The organism is Bacillus sp. AP50 (assembly GCF_040492675.1).
Lineage (GTDB): Bacteria > Bacillota > Bacilli > Bacillales > Bacillaceae_G > Bacillus_A > Bacillus_A cereus.
Genome location: NZ_JBEUTW010000053.1, coordinates 1 through 17,965, shown reverse-complemented (window position 1 = coordinate 17,965; position 17,965 = coordinate 1). Strand labels below are relative to the sequence as shown.

The window sequence follows — 17,965 nt, the reverse complement described above, 5'->3', positions numbered from 1 at the left end:
GTCTTACACTATATATTGGCAGGTAATTCATATTTCGTTCGATTTTTTTAAAGTTTTTTTTATATAAATTAATATTATGATTCATTGAGTTCATAAGCTTCACTTATAACCACACATAACTATTATATAATTTTCCAATTTCTGATAAAGATTTAAAATAATTTATATAGTCAAATTTAGGAGGATATATGATGAAAGCTATCGTTGTAACGTCGTTCGGTGGTCCTGAAGTGATGAAATATACAGATTTGGATATACCGGCTATTTCAGAAGATCAAGTTTTAATTCGCGTTGTTGCTACTAGTGTAAATTTCGCTGATATTAAATTACGTTATGGTAAAAAAGGAAATAAAGCACTACCTTTTATTCCAGGTATAGATGCCACTGGTATTGTAGAACGTGTCGGTTCTCATGTGAAAAATATTCACCCTGGACAACGTGTCATTGCTTTTCCTCAAAATGGATCTTACGCAGAATACGTTGTTGCAAATGAAAATCTTACTTTCGTATTACCCCATGAAGTTGACTTTCAAACTGCAGCCGCTTGTCCAATCGTATCTTTTACAAGCTATAATTTACTCGCAAATGTTGCAAGGCTTCAACAAGGTGAATCTGTACTCATTCATGCGGCTGCTGGCGGAATTGGCACTACTGCTATTCAACTTGCTAAACTATTAGAGGCTGGAACAGTTATAGGCACTGTCGGAAGTGAAGCAAAAAAAGAAATTGCTTTAGATGCTGGAGCTGATTATGTTATTTGTCATCAAGATGAAGATTTTGTAGAGAAAGTCAATGAACTGACAAATGGTGAAGGGGTTGATGTAATTTTAGACTCTATTTCTGGAACGGTTTCTGAAAGAAGTTTAAACTGCCTTGCTTATTACGGTCGCCTCGTTCATTTCGGTAATGCTAGCGGTGAAATTGGTAACTTTCAAACGAAAGATTTACATGCAAGTTGCCGCTCTATACTCGGTTTTAGCTTTGGAACCACACGAAAAAAGCGTCCTGAACTGCTCCAAGAAACTGCAAATGAAGTTTTCCGTTATTTGCGTGACGGACGTTTACAAATTAAGGCTACGAAATCTTTTCCACTTCAAAATGCAGGGAAAGCACATGAATGGGTCGAAAGTAGAAAAAGTACAGGGAAAGTAATACTAACTGTTTAGTCCTCTTCCTGAAATGAATACTGGAAACAGAGGTGGCATTCATGGGATCACGAATTATGCATGTTATTATCGCTAGTGGTATTGCTGAGAAACTATCAATTCACGATAAGACTTCTTTCTTACTTGGAGCTGTAGCCCCTGATGCTGTTCATTCAAAAAAAGAAAAAGGAACCTCACATTTTTATGCCGGTACAACGAAGAACTATACGAGAAGAATAGATTATGATTCATTTTTTCATAAATATGAATCATATATAAATTCCCCATTTATTTTAGGCTATTATACCCACCTCATTGCCGATGATAATTGGCTAAGTGGATTTTTTCTACCTTGGCTAAAAAATAGAATAGAGAATGACGAAACTATCGCACCCCTGTACTATAACGATTTTAAATTGTTAAATGCAAAGTTGCTTCATCATTACGATCAAGAACAACAGCTTTTCTCTCTTCTCAATCAAGAGGCTCACATTGTGGATATTGAAGAGGTTTCTAAAGAAAACGTTTTAGCTTTTCGAAAGTATCTTTTTGAAGATATGTTGTATCCAAAGCAACATTTGCATGAAGACTTACAAGTATTTACGTTTGATCAAATCGTTGGCTATATTGAGACAGCTATTGAAAAAGGAGTATTTTTTATTAAACAACTCTCTAATGAAAAATCCACTTCAAAAATTTAATCCCCCTCAAATATATTTGAGGGGGATTTTCACATAGCAATATTATTATTGGTTCTTCTCCATAACCGCAAAATAATTCCCTTCGCTATCAGCAAAGTTAAACACTTTACCAGAAGGCATAGTTACCATTTCTCCAACAGTAACATTTTTATTTGTTAAATCTGTATATAGTTGATCAAGATTTTCTGAGAAGAACATTAAAGACGGTGTACCAAGATTCAATTCTGGGCTCATTTTCGAAATAACTTCTTTATTATGTAATATAATGCTCGTTTCCGCACCGCTTTTCGGAGCGATTTCAATCCATCTCATTCCTTGCTTATTATCTTCCTCTGCAACTACATGAAACCCTACCTTCTCCGTCCAAAAATTTACTGCCTCATCTTGATTATTTACATATAACATAATTTGTCCTACTTTATGGATCATTACATTTCCCCCTAATGGTTTTTATATTCTATGTAGCTTTCTACAAATACTATCGTTATTCCTTTTGAGTTGGTATGTACTTCTTTGCAAAATTTATCGACTGACTCATCCCATCCAGTTCATCAAAATAATCATTTCTTTCAATCATGTTATATCCGTCGAATCCAATTTTATCTAATACTTTGAAGAATATATCGAAATCTACTTCACCATTCCCTGCTGCGACTTCTATATACTTAGTTGAACGATCACTTTTCACTTCTTTACAATCTTTAATATGAGTTTGTACTATATAATCTTTTAATAGTAATAAACCTTCTCCCGGATTTTCATTTACATCACTTATTAAATTTGCTGGGTCAAAGTTAACAGCTAGTCCTTTCGAGTTTGCAGTTTCTAAAAATCGTTTTAATACTATTGCTTTTTCAGATCCCGTCTCAATGGCGAAGAATCCTCCAAATCTGAACGCTAAGTCCCCTATTTCATTACAAACACGTAGCATTTTATCATAGTACTCACTATTTTCATCATCAGGGATTTTCCCAATATGGGCTGTTACTATGTTAGCTCCTAACCTTAACCCTTTATCAGTAATATATTTAAAACTCTCTATTACACATTCAGCTTCAGTTCCTATTATTCCATTTTCTCCGAAGCTAATTGCTAATGACGGGACTTGAATCTCATTAAAAGATAAGTTTTCTTTTAATGTATTCCATTGTATCTTTGAGATGTTAGCTAAGTTGAAAGTCGGATTCATAGCATATAATTGAATATATTCTAAATCCCATTCCCTTGCTTTTTGTATTCCTTCGTTTACTTCAATATATTTCGTATTCAAAAACATTCCTAATTTCCTATCCATATGTGTACCTTCTTTTTATTATTTCGCATCATTTTAATATTCGACTTTTTTATATTATTTCCTCGTATAAACCAAATAAATAAACTACCCTTTTTTCGATACTCCCAGTAGAAGCATATATATGATAGGCACATTAAAAACACTAATACAATTCCCATTATCACTTGTTTACAAACAAAAAAGACGTAACTACAAATAGTTACGCCTTCTCCATCATTTATCTAGGCTTTTTCTTCCCAGTAAATGCTGGTTTCTTTTTCTTTGGTGCTTTCGGTTTCGTTTCTACGAATGATCCTTTGAACATTTCTTGCTTCGTAAATACGATGCCTAGTTTTTTCGCAAATTGCAGTAATTTGCGCTCTTCTTGTGGAGTTACAAGAGATACGACAGTTCCTTCTTTACCCATACGTCCAGTACGTCCTGAGCGGTGAATGTATTGGTCTACTGTGTCTGGTAATTCTAAGTGAATTACATGTGTTAAATCGTCAATGTCGATACCGCGCGCTGCAATATCAGTAGCAAGTAGAATTTCTAATTTTCCTCCGCGGAAAGCACGCATTGTCGCTTCACGCTCTTGTTTACTTGCTTCTGCATGAAGAGCCGCCGCTTTCATTTTACGGAATTTCAATTTCCCAGTAATTTCATCTAAACGGAATGGATCGTTTAAGAAAGCAACTGCTTTTACATCGCCCATATGCATAATTCTTCTTACGTAATCATTTTTTTCGCGTCGCTCACAAATGATATACGTATGCTCAACTAAGCTTTTTGATTCTGCACGTGTTACACGTACTAATTGTGGTTCCACTGCTAAATCACGTGCCGCATCTTCTGCCGCTTTTGTCATTGTCGCCGAGAAGAATACTAATTGACGATCGCGCATCGTTGATTTAATTACATCTTGCACTGCGCCCATCATTTTTTGCTTTACAATTTGATCAAACTCATCAAATACAATTGTTTTTACTTCATGCATTTTTAGCTTTTTCATACGAATTAATTCTAAAATACGGCCTGGTGAACCGACAATTACTCTTGGGTGTTTCTTTAATTTTTCAACTTGGCGCTTAATATCTGCACCACCAATTAAAGATGCACCTGAAATTTCAGTTCCTGCTGTAAACTTTTGAACCTCTTCATGAATTTGCATTACAAGTTCACGTGTTGGCGCTAAAACAACAACTTGTGGCTGTTTTACTTCAGGATTAATTTTATGTAAAAGTGGTAATAAGTACGCTAATGTTTTTCCTGTTCCAGTTGGAGATTCAGCTATAACGTCTTGTCCTTCTAAAATAGTTGGAATCGCTTGTTTTTGAATTTCAGTTAACTCTTTAAAACCAGCCTTCTCCCAAGCTTGTTGTAAAAATGGTTGCATATCTTTTATCATTTGTTTTTCTCCTTTATCTCTATTTTTGAAGAAAATGCTGTATTGTTCGCACCGTTTCTATCATGTGTGAAATAACAGCTATTAAATCATCAACATGGTCTTCTGTAATCGCTTTTTGAAATAGAACCTCTACCTTATTATGATATGAAATCGCTTGCTTATTATATTCGTATGAAACTTTCTGCATAATCATTCTTTCTTTTCCCCATATAGAACGCATTAATGTTTCAATTTCTTCGCATTTTATTTCTGGTTGTTCTAACGGGAATGAAAATGCTAGCTTCATTTCACAACCTGGTGTAAACTGAGGCACTTCTAGTATTTCACCAGACAAGTTCTTTGCATCCACAGATAATGAAAATGTTGCTTCTACTAATGGTTCAAACGGTTCTGTTAATTGAAATGAGATATGATATATACGACTTAATGAAGCAAGATCCATCATATCTTTTCGATCTGTTACAAGAATATCTCCATGTAGATCAAAATCATACACAGCACCTTCTACGATTACTTTTAAATTGTCAAAAGCAGTTGGATCAAACATAATTTCCTCCAAAAAACAGGCGCCTTTCGATGGAAAGGCGCCACTTGATGTATATATAGTTTACAGATAAACGAGATGAATTACAACCTTTTAGAATAAACCTACTGCTTTTCCATCTTCATTTACATCCATTTGAAGTGCTGCTGGTTGTTTTGGAAGACCTGGCATTGTTAACATTGTACCTGTTAACGCAACGATAAAGCCTGCACCGATAGATGGTTTTAACTCACGAATTGTAACGATAAAGTCAGATGGACGACCTAATTTTGTTGCATCGTCAGAAAGAGAGTATTGTGTTTTCGCCATACAAACTGGTAGGTTACTCCAACCTTCTCCTTCATATTGAGCTAATTGCTTACGTGCTTTCGGAGCAAATTCAATATCTTTTGCGCCATATACTTTTTGAGCAATTGTACGAATTTTTTCTTCTAAGGGTAATTCTAATTCATAAAGTGGTGCGTAGTTGTTTTCACCTTTTTCGATTTCTTTTAGTACTTTTTCAGCAAGGTCAACTCCGCCTTGGCCACCCTTCTCCCAAACTTCTGTTAAGGATACTGCATAGCCACGCTCATTACACCACTCTTGTAAGTATGTAACTTCTGCATCTGTATCTGTAATGAATTTATTAATTGCAATTACGAAAGGCACACCGAAGCTTTGAATTGTTTCAACATGCTTCTGTAAGTTTTCCATACCTTTTGCTAATGCATCTACATTTTCTTCTTTTAATTGATCTTTTGCTACGCCACCATGCATTTTAAGCGCACGAATAGTCGCAACAATAACAACTGCTTCTGGTTTAATGCCAGCTGCACGAGCTTTAATATCTAAAAACTTCTCTGCACCTAAATCAGCACCGAATCCAGCTTCTGTAATAACATAATCACCTAATTTTGCTGCCATTGTTGTAGCGATAACACTGTTACAACCGTGAGCGATATTCGCAAATGGTCCGCCGTGAATGATAGCTGGTGTATTTTCTAACGTTTGTACTAAGTTTGGTTTTAATGCATCTTTTAATAATAATGTTAACGCACCTTCTACACCTAAATCTTTAACCGTTACAGGTTGATTTGCAAAGTTATAAGCAACTACGATGCGAGATAGACGCGCTTTTAAATCTTGAATATCTATTGCAAGGCAGAATACCGCCATAATTTCAGATGCTACTGTAATGTCAAAACCGTCTTCACGTGGTACACCTTGAACTGGTCCACCAAGACCAATTACTACGTTACGAAGGGCACGATCATTTAAGTCAACACAGCGTTTCCAAACGATTTTACGTGTATCAATTCCAAGTGTGTTTCCTTGTTGGATATGATTATCAATAAACGCTGCTAATGCGTTATTAGCAGTTGTGATCGCATGGATATCTCCAGTAAAGTGAAGGTTAATGTCTTCCATTGGTACTACCTGTGAAAAACCACCACCTGCTGCTCCGCCTTTTAGTCCCATCGTTGGTCCAAGAGATGGTTCGCGAAGTGCAATTACTGTTTTCTTACCAATTTTGTTAAAAGCTTGACCTAAACCAACTGTTACTGTTGATTTACCTTCTCCAGCTGGAGTTGGGTTAATTGCTGTTACTAAAACAACTTTACCGTCTTCCTCATCTTGTAAGCGCTTAAAAATATCAAGAGATAACTTACCTTTATAATGCCCGTATGGCTCTAATTCATCTTCTAAAATATTTAAATCAGCTGCAATTTCTTGAATCTTCTTCATACTCGCTTCTTGTGCGATTTCAATATCGGATTTCACTGTTGTAGTAGTTGTCATATACCCTAGTCCCCCTTTAATTGGTTCTGATGATATTGTATCAGTTTTTTGTATTTTCTGCACTTATTTACCTCCTAAAAATTCTTTCATTTCTTTATACGTTTTTTAACATAAATACCCATAAGAATGTTAACGATTGTTGCAACTCTGTAGGTAGTTGACCTAACATCTTCTCATTTACTCCGCGCTTATATACGCCGATGCCATCTACAACTTCAAAACCTTGTTCTTTCGCTAACTGTTCAAATTCCCAAGGCATCATCGTATTACAAACAACGTCTTTTCCGTACAAGCGAGGATAACTATTCTCTCGTGGCTTTGCTGTCGGTCCTAAAATTGCAATACATGCATATCCATCTTTCTTTAACACACGCTTTATTTCATTTAACGCTCGTAATGGCTCTTCCGTCCATTCTAAAGAATTAATTGCCATAATTGATTCAAATTGCTCATTTTCAAATGGTAATGCAGAAAGATCTCCTTTTATAAAAGATAAATTCGGTCCTTCTCCGCGTTCCTTACCTTTTTGAATCATCACTTCCGATAAATCTACTCCCACTGCTTTATAGCCTGCGCGACTTAATTTATATGTACCGTAGCCATCACCACAACCAACATCGAGCACTTGTGCTTCTTTCTTCACGTATTGTTCAAAAAACGGAATAATTGTACTTCTGCTACCACTGTCCCACATTTCCTGACTATTTTGATTCCAAAACTCTGCGCTACTATCCCATTTCTTCTCCGCTGACTCGTGCCAATTAAATTTCGTCATACATTCCCCTACCTTCACGTATTATCATTCATTTCATTCTACATCATTTTCCAAAATTCCTGTTTTATCCCGCTTGCAGTAAGACACCTTCCTCAAAATTCAATGGATGCGGATCAGTTAATGGGAGAGAACTGCTCATAAAAATCCAATTGTTGCTGGCTGATAATCAGTCCTAGTGGAAAAAATCCCACACTTTATCTTCAATAGGAGATGGATATGTTAACGATGGAATGCGTATTCTCCAATTTTTGCTTTACTTGGGTTTAACTCATACTCATGCTCTTCTCATTTTGAAAGATACTATAGATACACCCAATTGAAAGAGAGGGATGTACATGCGAAGAAAGAGAAATCATCATTTTAAAAGTGGTGAAAAAAACGAAGAGTATGCTGCTGAAATATCACCAGCTGGCATTCCAATTAGACATAAGCGTAAAGAAATTGCAAATGAGATAGAAGGTACAAATACCGGCACAATGGTAGGCTATGTCGCTTTATTTCTTTCGTTATTCTCCATTGCTTTTTATCCAGTTACGCTCGGCTCCCTAGCAATTTTAGTTGGCCTATTAGCTGTCAATTTCGGAGCAAGAACACTTGGATATACAGCAATTGGTTTTGGTAGTTTTTCTGTTTTATTTACTTTACTTTATCCGCTTGCTTTGTCAGCGTTTTAAAAAAACACACCAAGTTATACTTGGTGTGTTCATTCATGATACAACATAATATGACCGCATCCACAACAATGTTTCGCTGTAATTTCTTGAAACACTGGATAATTTTCTTCATCTCGATGCTCAATAAATACTTTTTCAAATCGATACATGTTTGGTGCATATGCCCAATCTTGTTTCGTACGTGCATATAACGTTGAGGAAAAAAACTCCTCACCACCGCAAACGATACATGTGTTCTTCATCGCTATCCCTCCTATGCTTGTCTTACTTCATCTATATGAACATAAGCATAAAAAAAAGACCTTCTATTACTAGAAAGTCTTCTCTGAAACAAAAAGAAATGTACCAAACATTCCTACTCCGCTATATTCTTTTGAAACACCAGCTTCTGTTTTAAATGTTTGCTTTACAGTCATAAAGAATACACCATTTCGTGCATCTGTACTTTCAAATTGTAGTTTTTCTTTTTTACCATCTACATTTTGCGTGCATTCAAAACTACTCTCATTACAATTCAACGCATACTTATCCTCTACATACACTTTAAAATCTGATTCTTTCGGACAAGTTATAAGTAATATTGCCACGAGAATAATACTTATAATACCCACAATTGTATAATATTTCTTCATTTGTACTCCTTTCAAATGACAAGAAAACTTGACTTCATACGCCAAGTTTTCTTAGTCAACAACCCATTGCCACTCTTGTTCTTTCTTATCAAAAATGAGCCAACCTGTTTCTGTTGCTTCCTCTTTCAATTCATCGATATTATCTAACACCTCATCCGTACTTTCATACGAACCAACTACATATACCGGAATTTCAAGACCTCTTCTTGACTCAATCTTCCCTGCTAGATCTATGTAAAGACCATCTTCCATTAGTGGAATCAGTCCCATGATCAATTCTTTTGAAATTGCTGGGAAAATTTTTGATTTTTGGAAGAAAGAAAAACGTTTCTTACCGAAAGCACCGAGTTTATACGGAATGACTTTACTTAACATTCCTACAAAATCAGCAATTCTACGATAATACACTTTGTTGTACCATCCGTCATCATGTGAAAAATAAACAAATCGATTTTTCAACAGCGGAAAGAATGTTCTTGCAAGTGGTTCTTTTTTGTGAGCCAAATATAATAATTCTGCAATTTCTTTCGGCTCTAATTCATCTAAATCGCTTGCATCATCAAAATCTACCCAACAAAATTCATCAAATTCATCAATCTCTGCTTGAATTAACTTATGTATATTTTCTTCCTCAACATATTCAAATAAAGTATGATAATGAAAATCCGTCCATTCAAAGTTGTGCTTCAAAAGCAACACTTGATGAAGCGGTGAAGGGATGTTACTCGCAAACTCTTTAAACGTAATTCCTGATGTAATAAAACAATGACCTCGACGATTACCATTAATATATATCATATTCTTTACTTGGTCAGATCCTCCAGACAAAGCACCTAGCCACCTTCGTTTTATATGTTTCAATTCTATAGCATATTTTAACATGAAAAATTTTAGAAACATAGAAAAAACTTCAAAAACTATTTACAATTTCATGTGTTTTATTACATAGTGATTACAAGAAAAAACGCCTGCTCATAAGCAGGCGTTTTTAAAGGATTTCATCAGGGTTTTGAGGATGATGATTTCCCTCTTTCTTTTCTTCTTTTTGGAACATCGATTGAATTTTATCAATTGTTTGTGGAGCTAATTCAATCATTTTTTCTGCTAAATGTGTAGCATTTTGTAAATGAAGAATATTTACTCCATCTTTATTCACCACAAGAAATGCTACTGGTGTAATAGAAACACCACCCGCGCTACCGCCACCAAATGCAGCGTTACCGTTTGCTCTTTGTCCATCATTCGTTTGGAAATCAGAACCTCCTGCTCCAAAACCGAACGCTACTTTAGAAACCGTTAACACCACACCACCGTCAGCCGTTTGAACAGGCTCTCCAACAATCGTATTTACATCAACCATTTCTTTTAAATTTTCCATTGCTGCTTTCATTAACCCTTGAATTGGATGATCCACCGTTCATAACCTCCTTTGTCATATCTTTCCTAGTTTTTCCGAAAGTTTGTGAACTAAACATAAAATTTTATATTGATTTCAAAAAACTTAAGTTGTAATATTTAGAAAAATAAAAAAGAGGTCGATTCGTTATGATGCGAAAATTAACAAAGAAAGATCATGAACAAGTATTCGCTTATCTAAAAGAAGAAGCAGCCCTTAACTTGTTTATTATTGGAGATATTGAAGCTTTCGGTTATGACACAGATTTTCAAGAACTATGGGGAGTATTTAAAGAGAATGGAACATTAAAATCAATTTTACTCCGATTCCACGATTCATTTATACTATATAGTAAAGAAGACTTTGTTACCACTGATTATGAGGCACTTCTTTCCGCATATAAGCCACTTAAACTCTCTGGTAAGTCAACCATTGTAGAAAAGTTTGAAACTGCTCCAAGTCTACAATTAGGCGTCAAAAATGAAATGTATTTTTGTGAATGTCTAAATGACAACAACTTACCTGACACGCCTATTCATGAAACGATTAAACTTGCGTCACTCGATGATATAGAACGAATTATGAAATTACGAAGTGACATTGCTGAATTTCCGACTACCAATGAATCAGAGAAAATATTAAGGCAGGCTATCGAAACGAATACAGGACGCACATACTATATTGAAAAAGACGGCGTGATCATCGCATCCACCTCTACTTCCGCTGAAAATTCATTATCCGCTATGGTAGTTGGTGTATGTACACACCCGAATTATCGTGGAAATGGATTTGCTTCACTCATATTACAAAAAATGATTCAAGACTTTACGAAAGAAAGCCGAACACTTTGTTTATTTTATAACAATCCAGTTGCTGGACGAATTTATAAACGACTAGGATTTAAAGACATTGGAATGTGGACGATGTATCGATAATAAGAAGTAACTCTATAAGAGGAAATAGTCGTAACTTAGTAATACAAGCAAATTACAAAATAACTCACACCGTTATTATGAAGATGGAGAAACTACTTGTAAAGCCGTGCCCCTAACTAAAACATGTCATGTATTCAAGCTAAATTTAGACAGATAAACGCCCCAGTTGTTGCATCTACTCCAGCAATTGGGGCGTTTATCCTCAAATTCTTTCCACTATATTTATGAAACATTTATCACACTTATGTCGCTATTATCTTTACGTACAAATGCCCTTCTAAATATTACTGCGTCTTATTATACTTTGCTTTAAAATCAATATATTCCTGTTTCGCATCTTGGTTATTACCTTGGTGACTATCAAAAGATGTATGTATTTGTGATATGTATTTTACTAACTTGCCTTCATCATTTCTTTTCTTATAATTTATTACAATACTTACTTCCAATATCTGCTTTGAACCATTTTTAGAATCAATATGCAATGCGATTGATCCACCATCATATTCATCATATTGTATTTTCAGAGTATCATTAATGATACTCTGAAACTCTAATTCAGTTAGTTTGTATCCAACAGTACTAGGCTGATCAAACTTTTTTATATCATCCCCGGGCTTCATCTTTAGTTTCCCTATTCCTTTTAAACGATCTACAATTAAGTTCACATATGAAACATCCAGATTCGATTCCGGACTTTGTACCTGTCCATTTTTATACATAATATTGGTACGATAAACAACTTCTTCTTTATTATCTTTGCTGTCTACTGCTGAAGTAACCTCTTGTGTTGTATTTCCATATAAACTTTTATCTTTCGTATTATATATCCCTTCCGAAGTTTGATAGATTGTTTTTCTATGCTCTCCATCTTCCTTTTGCTCATATGTACTATATATACCTCTTTGTTCCACATACGCATATCCATCATCACTAGCAGACATAACAGTCTTCATATCCCCTTCATCCAACGCCTTTACTAATCTCTCATACTCTATCTTTGTCTCTCCAAAACCACACCCACTTAATAAACTTGCCACTATTGACACGACTATCATCACCTTAGCTTTCTTCTTTAATTTCATACTGTCACCTCGTTAGTTACTCTAGGCATTTTTAGTTTCATTATGTTCCCTTTTTGATAGTAATACACTTCATCTTTACCTAATGGTGCTTCGTTGCTTATATATTTTATGTTGAAGATACTTTGATCATTTAATGGCATTGCGATAATTGCTGCTGTTAGCTTACTTCTCATTTTCATAGGTAGAGCTTCACGATTTCGGTCCATGTAGTCGTGGTGACCTGCTAATACAAAGTAAATGCCCACTGTACGAGATAGATCAATTAAAGTTGCTGCATCTTCCATTTCTAAATAAACAAATTTACTAAACTCTTCAACATTTGTCATGATAATGAGTTGTTTTGTGAATGCAGGAATTTCTCTACCTTCTTGTCTTGCTTGTGCTAATTCAAGAGCTCGTTCACGAATTACTTCCATCCAATACTTCGCATGCATATTGATTTCATTTTCGTCTACAATGTAGTGCGTCACATTATCTTTATATTGAACGAAACTATACTCTGCTGTATCCACTAACGTCACACTTTCAAAATAATCTTTATTCAATTGAGATAGGATGCTAGATACAATTTGTTTTCTCATACTATCATCTACACTATAAATCATTAAATGATCATTCCCTGCAATATCATGAGCTACAACTTCTACGTTTGCAAAATCAAGCCCCATTGGAATTCTTGCTGCTTGTAGGGCTTTTGTAACGTCTTTATTTTTACGATAAGTAGCAATATCAATAATTTCTGGCATCATTGGAATTGCCTTCGGACGTTCTCCATCCCATTCTCGGTCCATATCATTTGCTTCTTGTTGTAATAATTGAATTTGCTGTAATTCATCTTCTGCTTTCGTAGGTAATGCAACCTGGAATAATGTAGGAGATTCTAGTTTTATTAACGCTCTTCCTGCTGTTTCTTCCACTTTTATATCAGATCTCCCTACAATACTAGCTACTTCACTTTGATCAATCATATATAGGCAAGTTTGAATTTTAATATTATTGTACAATTGAATTCTAAGTGCATTTTGTCGCCCTGCACTAATTAAGGTATGAATTCCTAAACTTGCACCATCTCGGACAATTTGCATAATTAGCATTTCAAAGCTTTCATAGAACTTCGCTTCTTTTACTGCATCATAATTGTCGATCGCAATAATAATATGTGGTATTTCTTTCCCACTTGCCTTTTCATACATTTCAATATTTGCAACGTCATATTCACTTAATAATCGTTTACGATTTTTCATTTCTTGAGTTAATCTTTCAACAAACTTTAAACATTTTTCAGATTCATCAATCGTAATCGTATCCGCTACATGAGGTAATCCTTTTAAAGGTAGAAGACCATTTGTTCCAAGGTCCACTAAATACACATGCAAATGCTCCGGACTATGCTGACGAGCTACATCCATAATGACTGATTGTAAGAATGTTGATTTTCCGTAGCCTGGACTTGAGAAGACCGCTACGTGTCCGTCTTTACTAATATCTAATGTTAATGGTGTTTGTGATTGTAATTCAGGCTGATCTAGTAGACCAATTGTTGCTTGTAATGGTTTCTTTTCTTTTGTCCATGCTTCTTTGAACTGAATAGCGTGTAAGTCTTGTAAATATACGCTTTCTGGAAGTGGTGGTAACCACGGTCTAGCTAACGCTTCAATTTCATTTATTTCTGCGTAATCGTGAATGTAGTCAATAACAGCATCCAGTTCAGATGGTACGCTTATTACTTCTTTACTGCTACCAAGTCCACTTAAGTCTTCACTTAATATTTCATATTGTCCTAGATCATTTATTGCATAGATTGTTGCGTCTAAATGTTCTTTATCCTCTTTGTTTTCTACATAGTCTGCTCCGCTCCAAGCTGATTGGAATAGTTCATATATTTCATTATTCCCAACTTGTAAGTAAGCACGTCCTGGTAATGTAATTTCAGCAGCATCCGGTGTTTTTAAAATTTCATTACTATCTGACGTATTTTGAACTTTTAATGCTAGTTTGAATTTCGAGTTACTCCAAATTTGATCATCTACAACACCACTCGGTTTTTGCGTAGCTAATATTAAATGGATCCCGAGTGAACGACCGATACGCGCTGTTGAAACTAACTCTTTCATAAATTCTGGTTGTTCTGACTTCAGTTCCGCGAATTCATCACTAATTAAAAATAGATGTGGCATCGGTTCACTTACTAAGCCTTCTTTATACAGTTTTTGATACTGATTAATATGGTTTACATCATTTTCCCCAAATAATCGTTGTCTTTTTTGTAATTCAGCTTTAATTGATGCGAGCGCTCTCATACTTTGTGCTCCATCTAAGTTCGTAATTGTTCCTAATAAATGCGGTAAGTTTTTGAATAAATTCGCCATACCGCCGCCTTTATAGTCAATTAGTAAAAAGGCTACTTCGTACGGATGGAAATTAACTGCTAGAGATAAAATGTACGATTGTATAATTTCTGATTTACCTGAACCGGTTGTACCTGCTATTAATCCGTGTGGTCCGTGTGCTTTTTCGTGTAAGTTTAAGTTTACGATATCTTCTTTCCCACGTAATCCAAGTGGTACAGCTAAAGATTTATGCGCTGCATTTTTCTCCCAACGACTTGTGATATTCAGTTCTTTTACTTTTTCAACGCCGTACATTTCTAAAAATGTTACGCTTTCTGGAATACTATTTTTTAAGTTTTGCAAATGATTTAATGGTGCTAATGCCCGTGAAATATCTTCTAAATTGAACCCTTTCGGTACGTGATTTAGTTTAAATTGACGGTTAACAAGCTCTCCTTGCTCTAAGATGATGTTCCCTTGTTTTGCATCTCTTATATCTATTACCGTTTTCACATGCTCCGGTAAACTTTGCATAACATCTTGTACAAATACAAGTGATACACCTAATTGACTCGGATCATCATTAAAGAATTCCATAACAACATGGTCTAATATTAGTTTTTCATCTGTAATGAGAACGACATAGTGCGGTGCAAAGTACATTTTTTCATTAGTAGAACTTTTTTCATCTAGTTTTAATTTTCGTTCTTTCAATATTTGATACAAACTATTTAACACTTGATCACGGCTACGATCATGGTATACAAATCCACGTACATTTATATCGCGAACACTTCCATGAGGTAACCATCGCATCCAATCCCATTTTTCTTTTTCTTCTTCCGGAAAAATAGTAATAAACTGCAAGTCATAATAACTATGGAATAAAGCCGTTTGTGCAACTAATAATTGTAATTGCTCTAACACTAAAGAGCGTTGGCCAATATAACCGACTGGTCCATTCATTAAATCTGTTACAACTGGTACATCTTCCAATGATAGATAATGCTGTCTTAGTTCACGTGCTATATCGATTAATTCATCTTTCGTTTGACTAAATTCTTCTTCATTAAATTGAATTTCAAAACTCGTATTAGCTTGTCCTGTTCCAACGCTAAATGTTAAGAAATCATGATGTAACATTGTTTTTTCATAAATTCTAGGATTTACTTGAACTGCCATATTACGTATTACTTCTACATTTGGATTGTGATAATGTAATGCGTGACGCTGTTTTTCACTTTCTGCATGTAAATCTTTCGTTTTTTGTTTTATATACTCTCTATAGCTTTTATCTCGTTCAACAATGTCGACTTTATATTGCTTCAAATTTTTAATATACGATGTGACAGAAACAATGATTGTTACTAATGTCATCGCAATCGATGCGATAATAAACATTCCATATTTCATGAAAATAGCAAGTAATACAGTTACGACAATCATGACAAGTGAAGGTGCAATGATTCTTGCTAAATGCTCCGTTGGTTTTGATGGCATACTTGAAGGCTTTGCAATTGTCATTTTCTCTTCTGGTTCACGGTAAATAATACGTGGTGAACGATGATAGTCTGGATAACCACTTTGATAATTCGTTTCTGATTCTACTAAAATAGGTAACGCAGATTTCACTTTATCTTCTGAAGAAAGTACTTGAATGTCTTCACTACCAATCTCCAATAAAATACCATCAAAATATAATACGTCTCCTGATTCCAACATAACGCTATCTTTTAACTTCGTATAATTATGAAATACATCCCCGCCATACACGTTCACTTTAAAAGAATCGTACAACGTTTCGCGAGATAGCATTAAATCTACACTAGTCCCGGTAATAGAAATATCATCGTAATCGTTTTGACTCACTGTAAGAGAATGTTTCGTTCCAATATCAAATACTTTAGTTGTGCCAACAATAGATATAAAGATTTTCAAGCTCACATCTCTTGTTTTCCCAATCTCAATTTCCTTATTGAATTCTATTAATTGATCCTGTACCATCCAAGCATTTACTTCATTATTCCACTTTAACTCTACTTCTTGTTCTAAACTTGGATTCGTAATATCATTTGTCCACTCTTTTCCAATCGACACTATTGATTGCTCATTTGGATGTAATGTGCACTTATATATTTTGTCTCCATAAGTCAATACTAATAGTTGCTCCATCCGTGTTCACTGCTCCTTTTCAACTGTCTCATCAAGTGCTTACTCTTTTTTCTCTGTGTCCGACAAATTTTTATCGTTTGATGAATTGCCATATTTCTTTTTATATTCATCTAATTGTTGCTCATATGTTTTTAACTTTTGATCACGTTCTTCCCCTGATAAATCCGGATTATTTTTCAGTGATTCAATTTGTTTAACAAGGCCGTACATAATAAGCTGAGGATCATCAAGTGTCTTAGCTAAATCTAATGATTTATCAAAATTACCTTTTCCGTTATACATCCAATACAGCAAATACTTTTCATCACTTTTCAAACTAATGTTTTTCATAATCGATTTCTTTTGAGCTTCACCTAGTTTTTCAGCTGTAATGTATGCAAATGCTAACTCATATTTAGATGCAATCGGTAATGATTCAAACTCCTCTTCATTCAATTGCGTAATGACTTTGTCATAATCAGTTGCTATGAAACTTGCATTTGCTTCTAACAATTTATTTTGATAAGGAAATTTTATAAAAGTGAAATATATTAAAGGAGCAGCTAAAATAACTGTCGCCGCTATGAAGGAAAAAGCTAAGTATTTAAATGATTTATAGCTTTTTTTAGGTACTAACTGCATATTTTTTTCTGTTTTTGTTTGTTCCTTCTCAAAGCTGTCATCAAGAAACTGCAGTAATGCATCTAAGCTTTCCATTTGAGCAACGGTCTGTTCAAATGTTGTTTCTTTTGCATCTTTTAGTAACCCAGCATACAAATCATCAAAGTTATGTTTTTGGGAGAATAAAGCAATAATTAGACACTTATATTGTGTTAAAAATTGCTCTTCTAATAATGGGGTTGGCGGAACAATATCTCGAATTCCTCTATGTATAATACTTGGTATTAAATTAGCATTAAAAACTATATTGTCTGGATGTAAAAAGAACGTGATTCGTTTATTTAAATATTTACGAAACTGCGCAACATTCCGAAGTAGTCTTAATTTCTCATTTCTTCCAAAACGGCTAAGATCGTCCCACTTATATAATTTTTTATCTACTTGATATAGAAACGTAAACATATCATCCGTTTCTTCTATTGTTAATGGTACAAATTCAGATGATTCGCCCGT

Annotated in this window: 16 protein-coding genes and 2 pseudogenes; 4 read left to right on the top strand and 14 right to left on the bottom strand. The window is 34.7% G+C overall.

All coding sequences use genetic code 11. The features are described from left to right. Nucleotides 1-191 precede the first annotated feature (191 nt). Both ABWK52_RS05880 and ABWK52_RS05875 read left to right on the top strand, forming a co-directional pair. On the top strand, nucleotides 192-1,166 hold the full coding sequence (locus ABWK52_RS05880) for a quinone oxidoreductase family protein (RefSeq protein ID WP_048535031.1): 975 nt from the start codon (nucleotides 192-194) through the stop codon (nucleotides 1,164-1,166). Nucleotides 1,167-1,207: 41 nt separating this feature from the next. Further along, nucleotides 1,208-1,846 (top strand): zinc dependent phospholipase C family protein, encoded by a 639-nt coding sequence (locus tag ABWK52_RS05875; RefSeq protein WP_098542449.1) that lies wholly within the window; start codon nucleotides 1,208-1,210, stop codon nucleotides 1,844-1,846. 45 nt (nucleotides 1,847-1,891) lie between these two features. On the opposite strand, the gene ABWK52_RS05870 is transcribed toward ABWK52_RS05875, so the two are convergent. From ABWK52_RS05870 to ABWK52_RS05845, 6 genes are all read right to left on the bottom strand, one after another. Beyond that, a complete protein-coding gene (locus ABWK52_RS05870; protein WP_000581467.1) occupies nucleotides 1,892-2,275 on the bottom strand; it encodes a VOC family protein in 384 nt (127 codons plus the stop codon). A gap of 55 nt (nucleotides 2,276-2,330) precedes the next feature. Then, nucleotides 2,331-3,140, bottom strand: a complete 810-nt coding sequence (locus ABWK52_RS05865; protein WP_000375221.1) for a sugar phosphate isomerase/epimerase family protein — start codon at nucleotides 3,138-3,140, stop codon at nucleotides 2,331-2,333. Nucleotides 3,141-3,357: 217 nt separating this feature from the next. Then, on the bottom strand, nucleotides 3,358-4,527 hold the full coding sequence (locus ABWK52_RS05860) for a DEAD/DEAH box helicase (RefSeq protein ID WP_098542450.1): 1,170 nt from the start codon (nucleotides 4,525-4,527) through the stop codon (nucleotides 3,358-3,360). Between the two features lie 19 nt (nucleotides 4,528-4,546). After that, complete coding sequence (locus tag ABWK52_RS05855) at nucleotides 4,547-5,074, bottom strand: hypothetical protein (protein ID WP_065704288.1); 528 nt, start codon at nucleotides 5,072-5,074, stop codon at nucleotides 4,547-4,549. Nucleotides 5,075-5,164: 90 nt separating this feature from the next. Beyond that, entirely contained in the window at nucleotides 5,165-6,853 is a 1,689-nt protein-coding gene (locus ABWK52_RS05850) for a formate--tetrahydrofolate ligase (protein ID WP_065705045.1), read from the bottom strand. Between the two features lie 94 nt (nucleotides 6,854-6,947). Next, complete coding sequence (locus ABWK52_RS05845; RefSeq protein ID WP_061666634.1) at nucleotides 6,948-7,628, bottom strand: class I SAM-dependent methyltransferase; 681 nt, start codon at nucleotides 7,626-7,628, stop codon at nucleotides 6,948-6,950. Nucleotides 7,629-7,963: 335 nt separating this feature from the next. On the opposite strand from ABWK52_RS05845, the gene ABWK52_RS05840 reads away from it, so the two are divergent. Beyond that, nucleotides 7,964-8,302, top strand: a complete 339-nt coding sequence (locus ABWK52_RS05840; protein WP_001253202.1) for a hypothetical protein — start codon at nucleotides 7,964-7,966, stop codon at nucleotides 8,300-8,302. A 29-nt stretch (nucleotides 8,303-8,331) separates the two neighbouring features. Here ABWK52_RS05840 and ABWK52_RS05835 read toward each other — a convergent pair whose 3' ends face one another. The 4 genes from ABWK52_RS05835 to ytfJ all read right to left on the bottom strand — a co-directional run bounded on the left by ABWK52_RS05835 (nucleotide 8,332) and on the right by ytfJ (nucleotide 10,348). Continuing rightward, entirely contained in the window at nucleotides 8,332-8,544 is a 213-nt protein-coding gene (locus tag ABWK52_RS05835) for a hypothetical protein (protein WP_000798747.1), read from the bottom strand. A 69-nt stretch (nucleotides 8,545-8,613) separates the two neighbouring features. Next, entirely contained in the window at nucleotides 8,614-8,934 is a 321-nt protein-coding gene (locus ABWK52_RS05830) for a hypothetical protein (protein ID WP_000761171.1), read from the bottom strand. A gap of 51 nt (nucleotides 8,935-8,985) precedes the next feature. Beyond that, nucleotides 8,986-9,762: an oxalate:formate antiporter gene (locus ABWK52_RS05825; protein ID WP_000014087.1), complete on the bottom strand. Its 777-nt coding sequence runs from the start codon at nucleotides 9,760-9,762 to the stop codon at nucleotides 8,986-8,988. 160 nt (nucleotides 9,763-9,922) lie between these two features. Further along, nucleotides 9,923-10,348, bottom strand: coding sequence for a GerW family sporulation protein (gene ytfJ, locus ABWK52_RS05820; protein WP_000349986.1), 426 nt, complete (start codon nucleotides 10,346-10,348; stop codon nucleotides 9,923-9,925). Between the two features lie 131 nt (nucleotides 10,349-10,479). Between ytfJ and ABWK52_RS05815 the strand changes: the two genes are divergently transcribed. Next, complete coding sequence (locus ABWK52_RS05815) at nucleotides 10,480-11,265, top strand: GNAT family N-acetyltransferase (protein WP_098542451.1); 786 nt, start codon at nucleotides 10,480-10,482, stop codon at nucleotides 11,263-11,265. Nucleotides 11,266-11,549: 284 nt separating this feature from the next. Here the strand turns inward: ABWK52_RS05815 and ABWK52_RS05810 are convergent, their stop codons facing one another. The 4 genes and pseudogenes from ABWK52_RS05810 to essB all read right to left on the bottom strand — a co-directional run. After that, on the bottom strand, nucleotides 11,550-12,350 hold the full coding sequence (locus ABWK52_RS05810) for a DUF3952 domain-containing protein (protein ID WP_353771894.1): 801 nt from the start codon (nucleotides 12,348-12,350) through the stop codon (nucleotides 11,550-11,552). Beyond that, nucleotides 12,347-16,576, bottom strand: a pseudogene (gene essC / locus ABWK52_RS05805) (type VII secretion protein EssC); the annotation flags it as partial. The pseudogene essC and the gene ABWK52_RS05810, both read right to left, overlap by 4 nt. Then, nucleotides 16,571-16,852 (bottom strand): annotated as a pseudogene (locus ABWK52_RS29720) (FtsK/SpoIIIE N-terminal domain-containing protein); the annotation flags it as partial. The pseudogenes essC and ABWK52_RS29720, both read right to left, overlap by 6 nt. Before the next feature lie 39 nt (nucleotides 16,853-16,891). Next, a partial coding sequence (essB, locus tag ABWK52_RS05800; RefSeq protein WP_353771893.1) for a type VII secretion protein EssB occupies nucleotides 16,892-17,965 on the bottom strand: 1,074 nt, incomplete at its 5' end.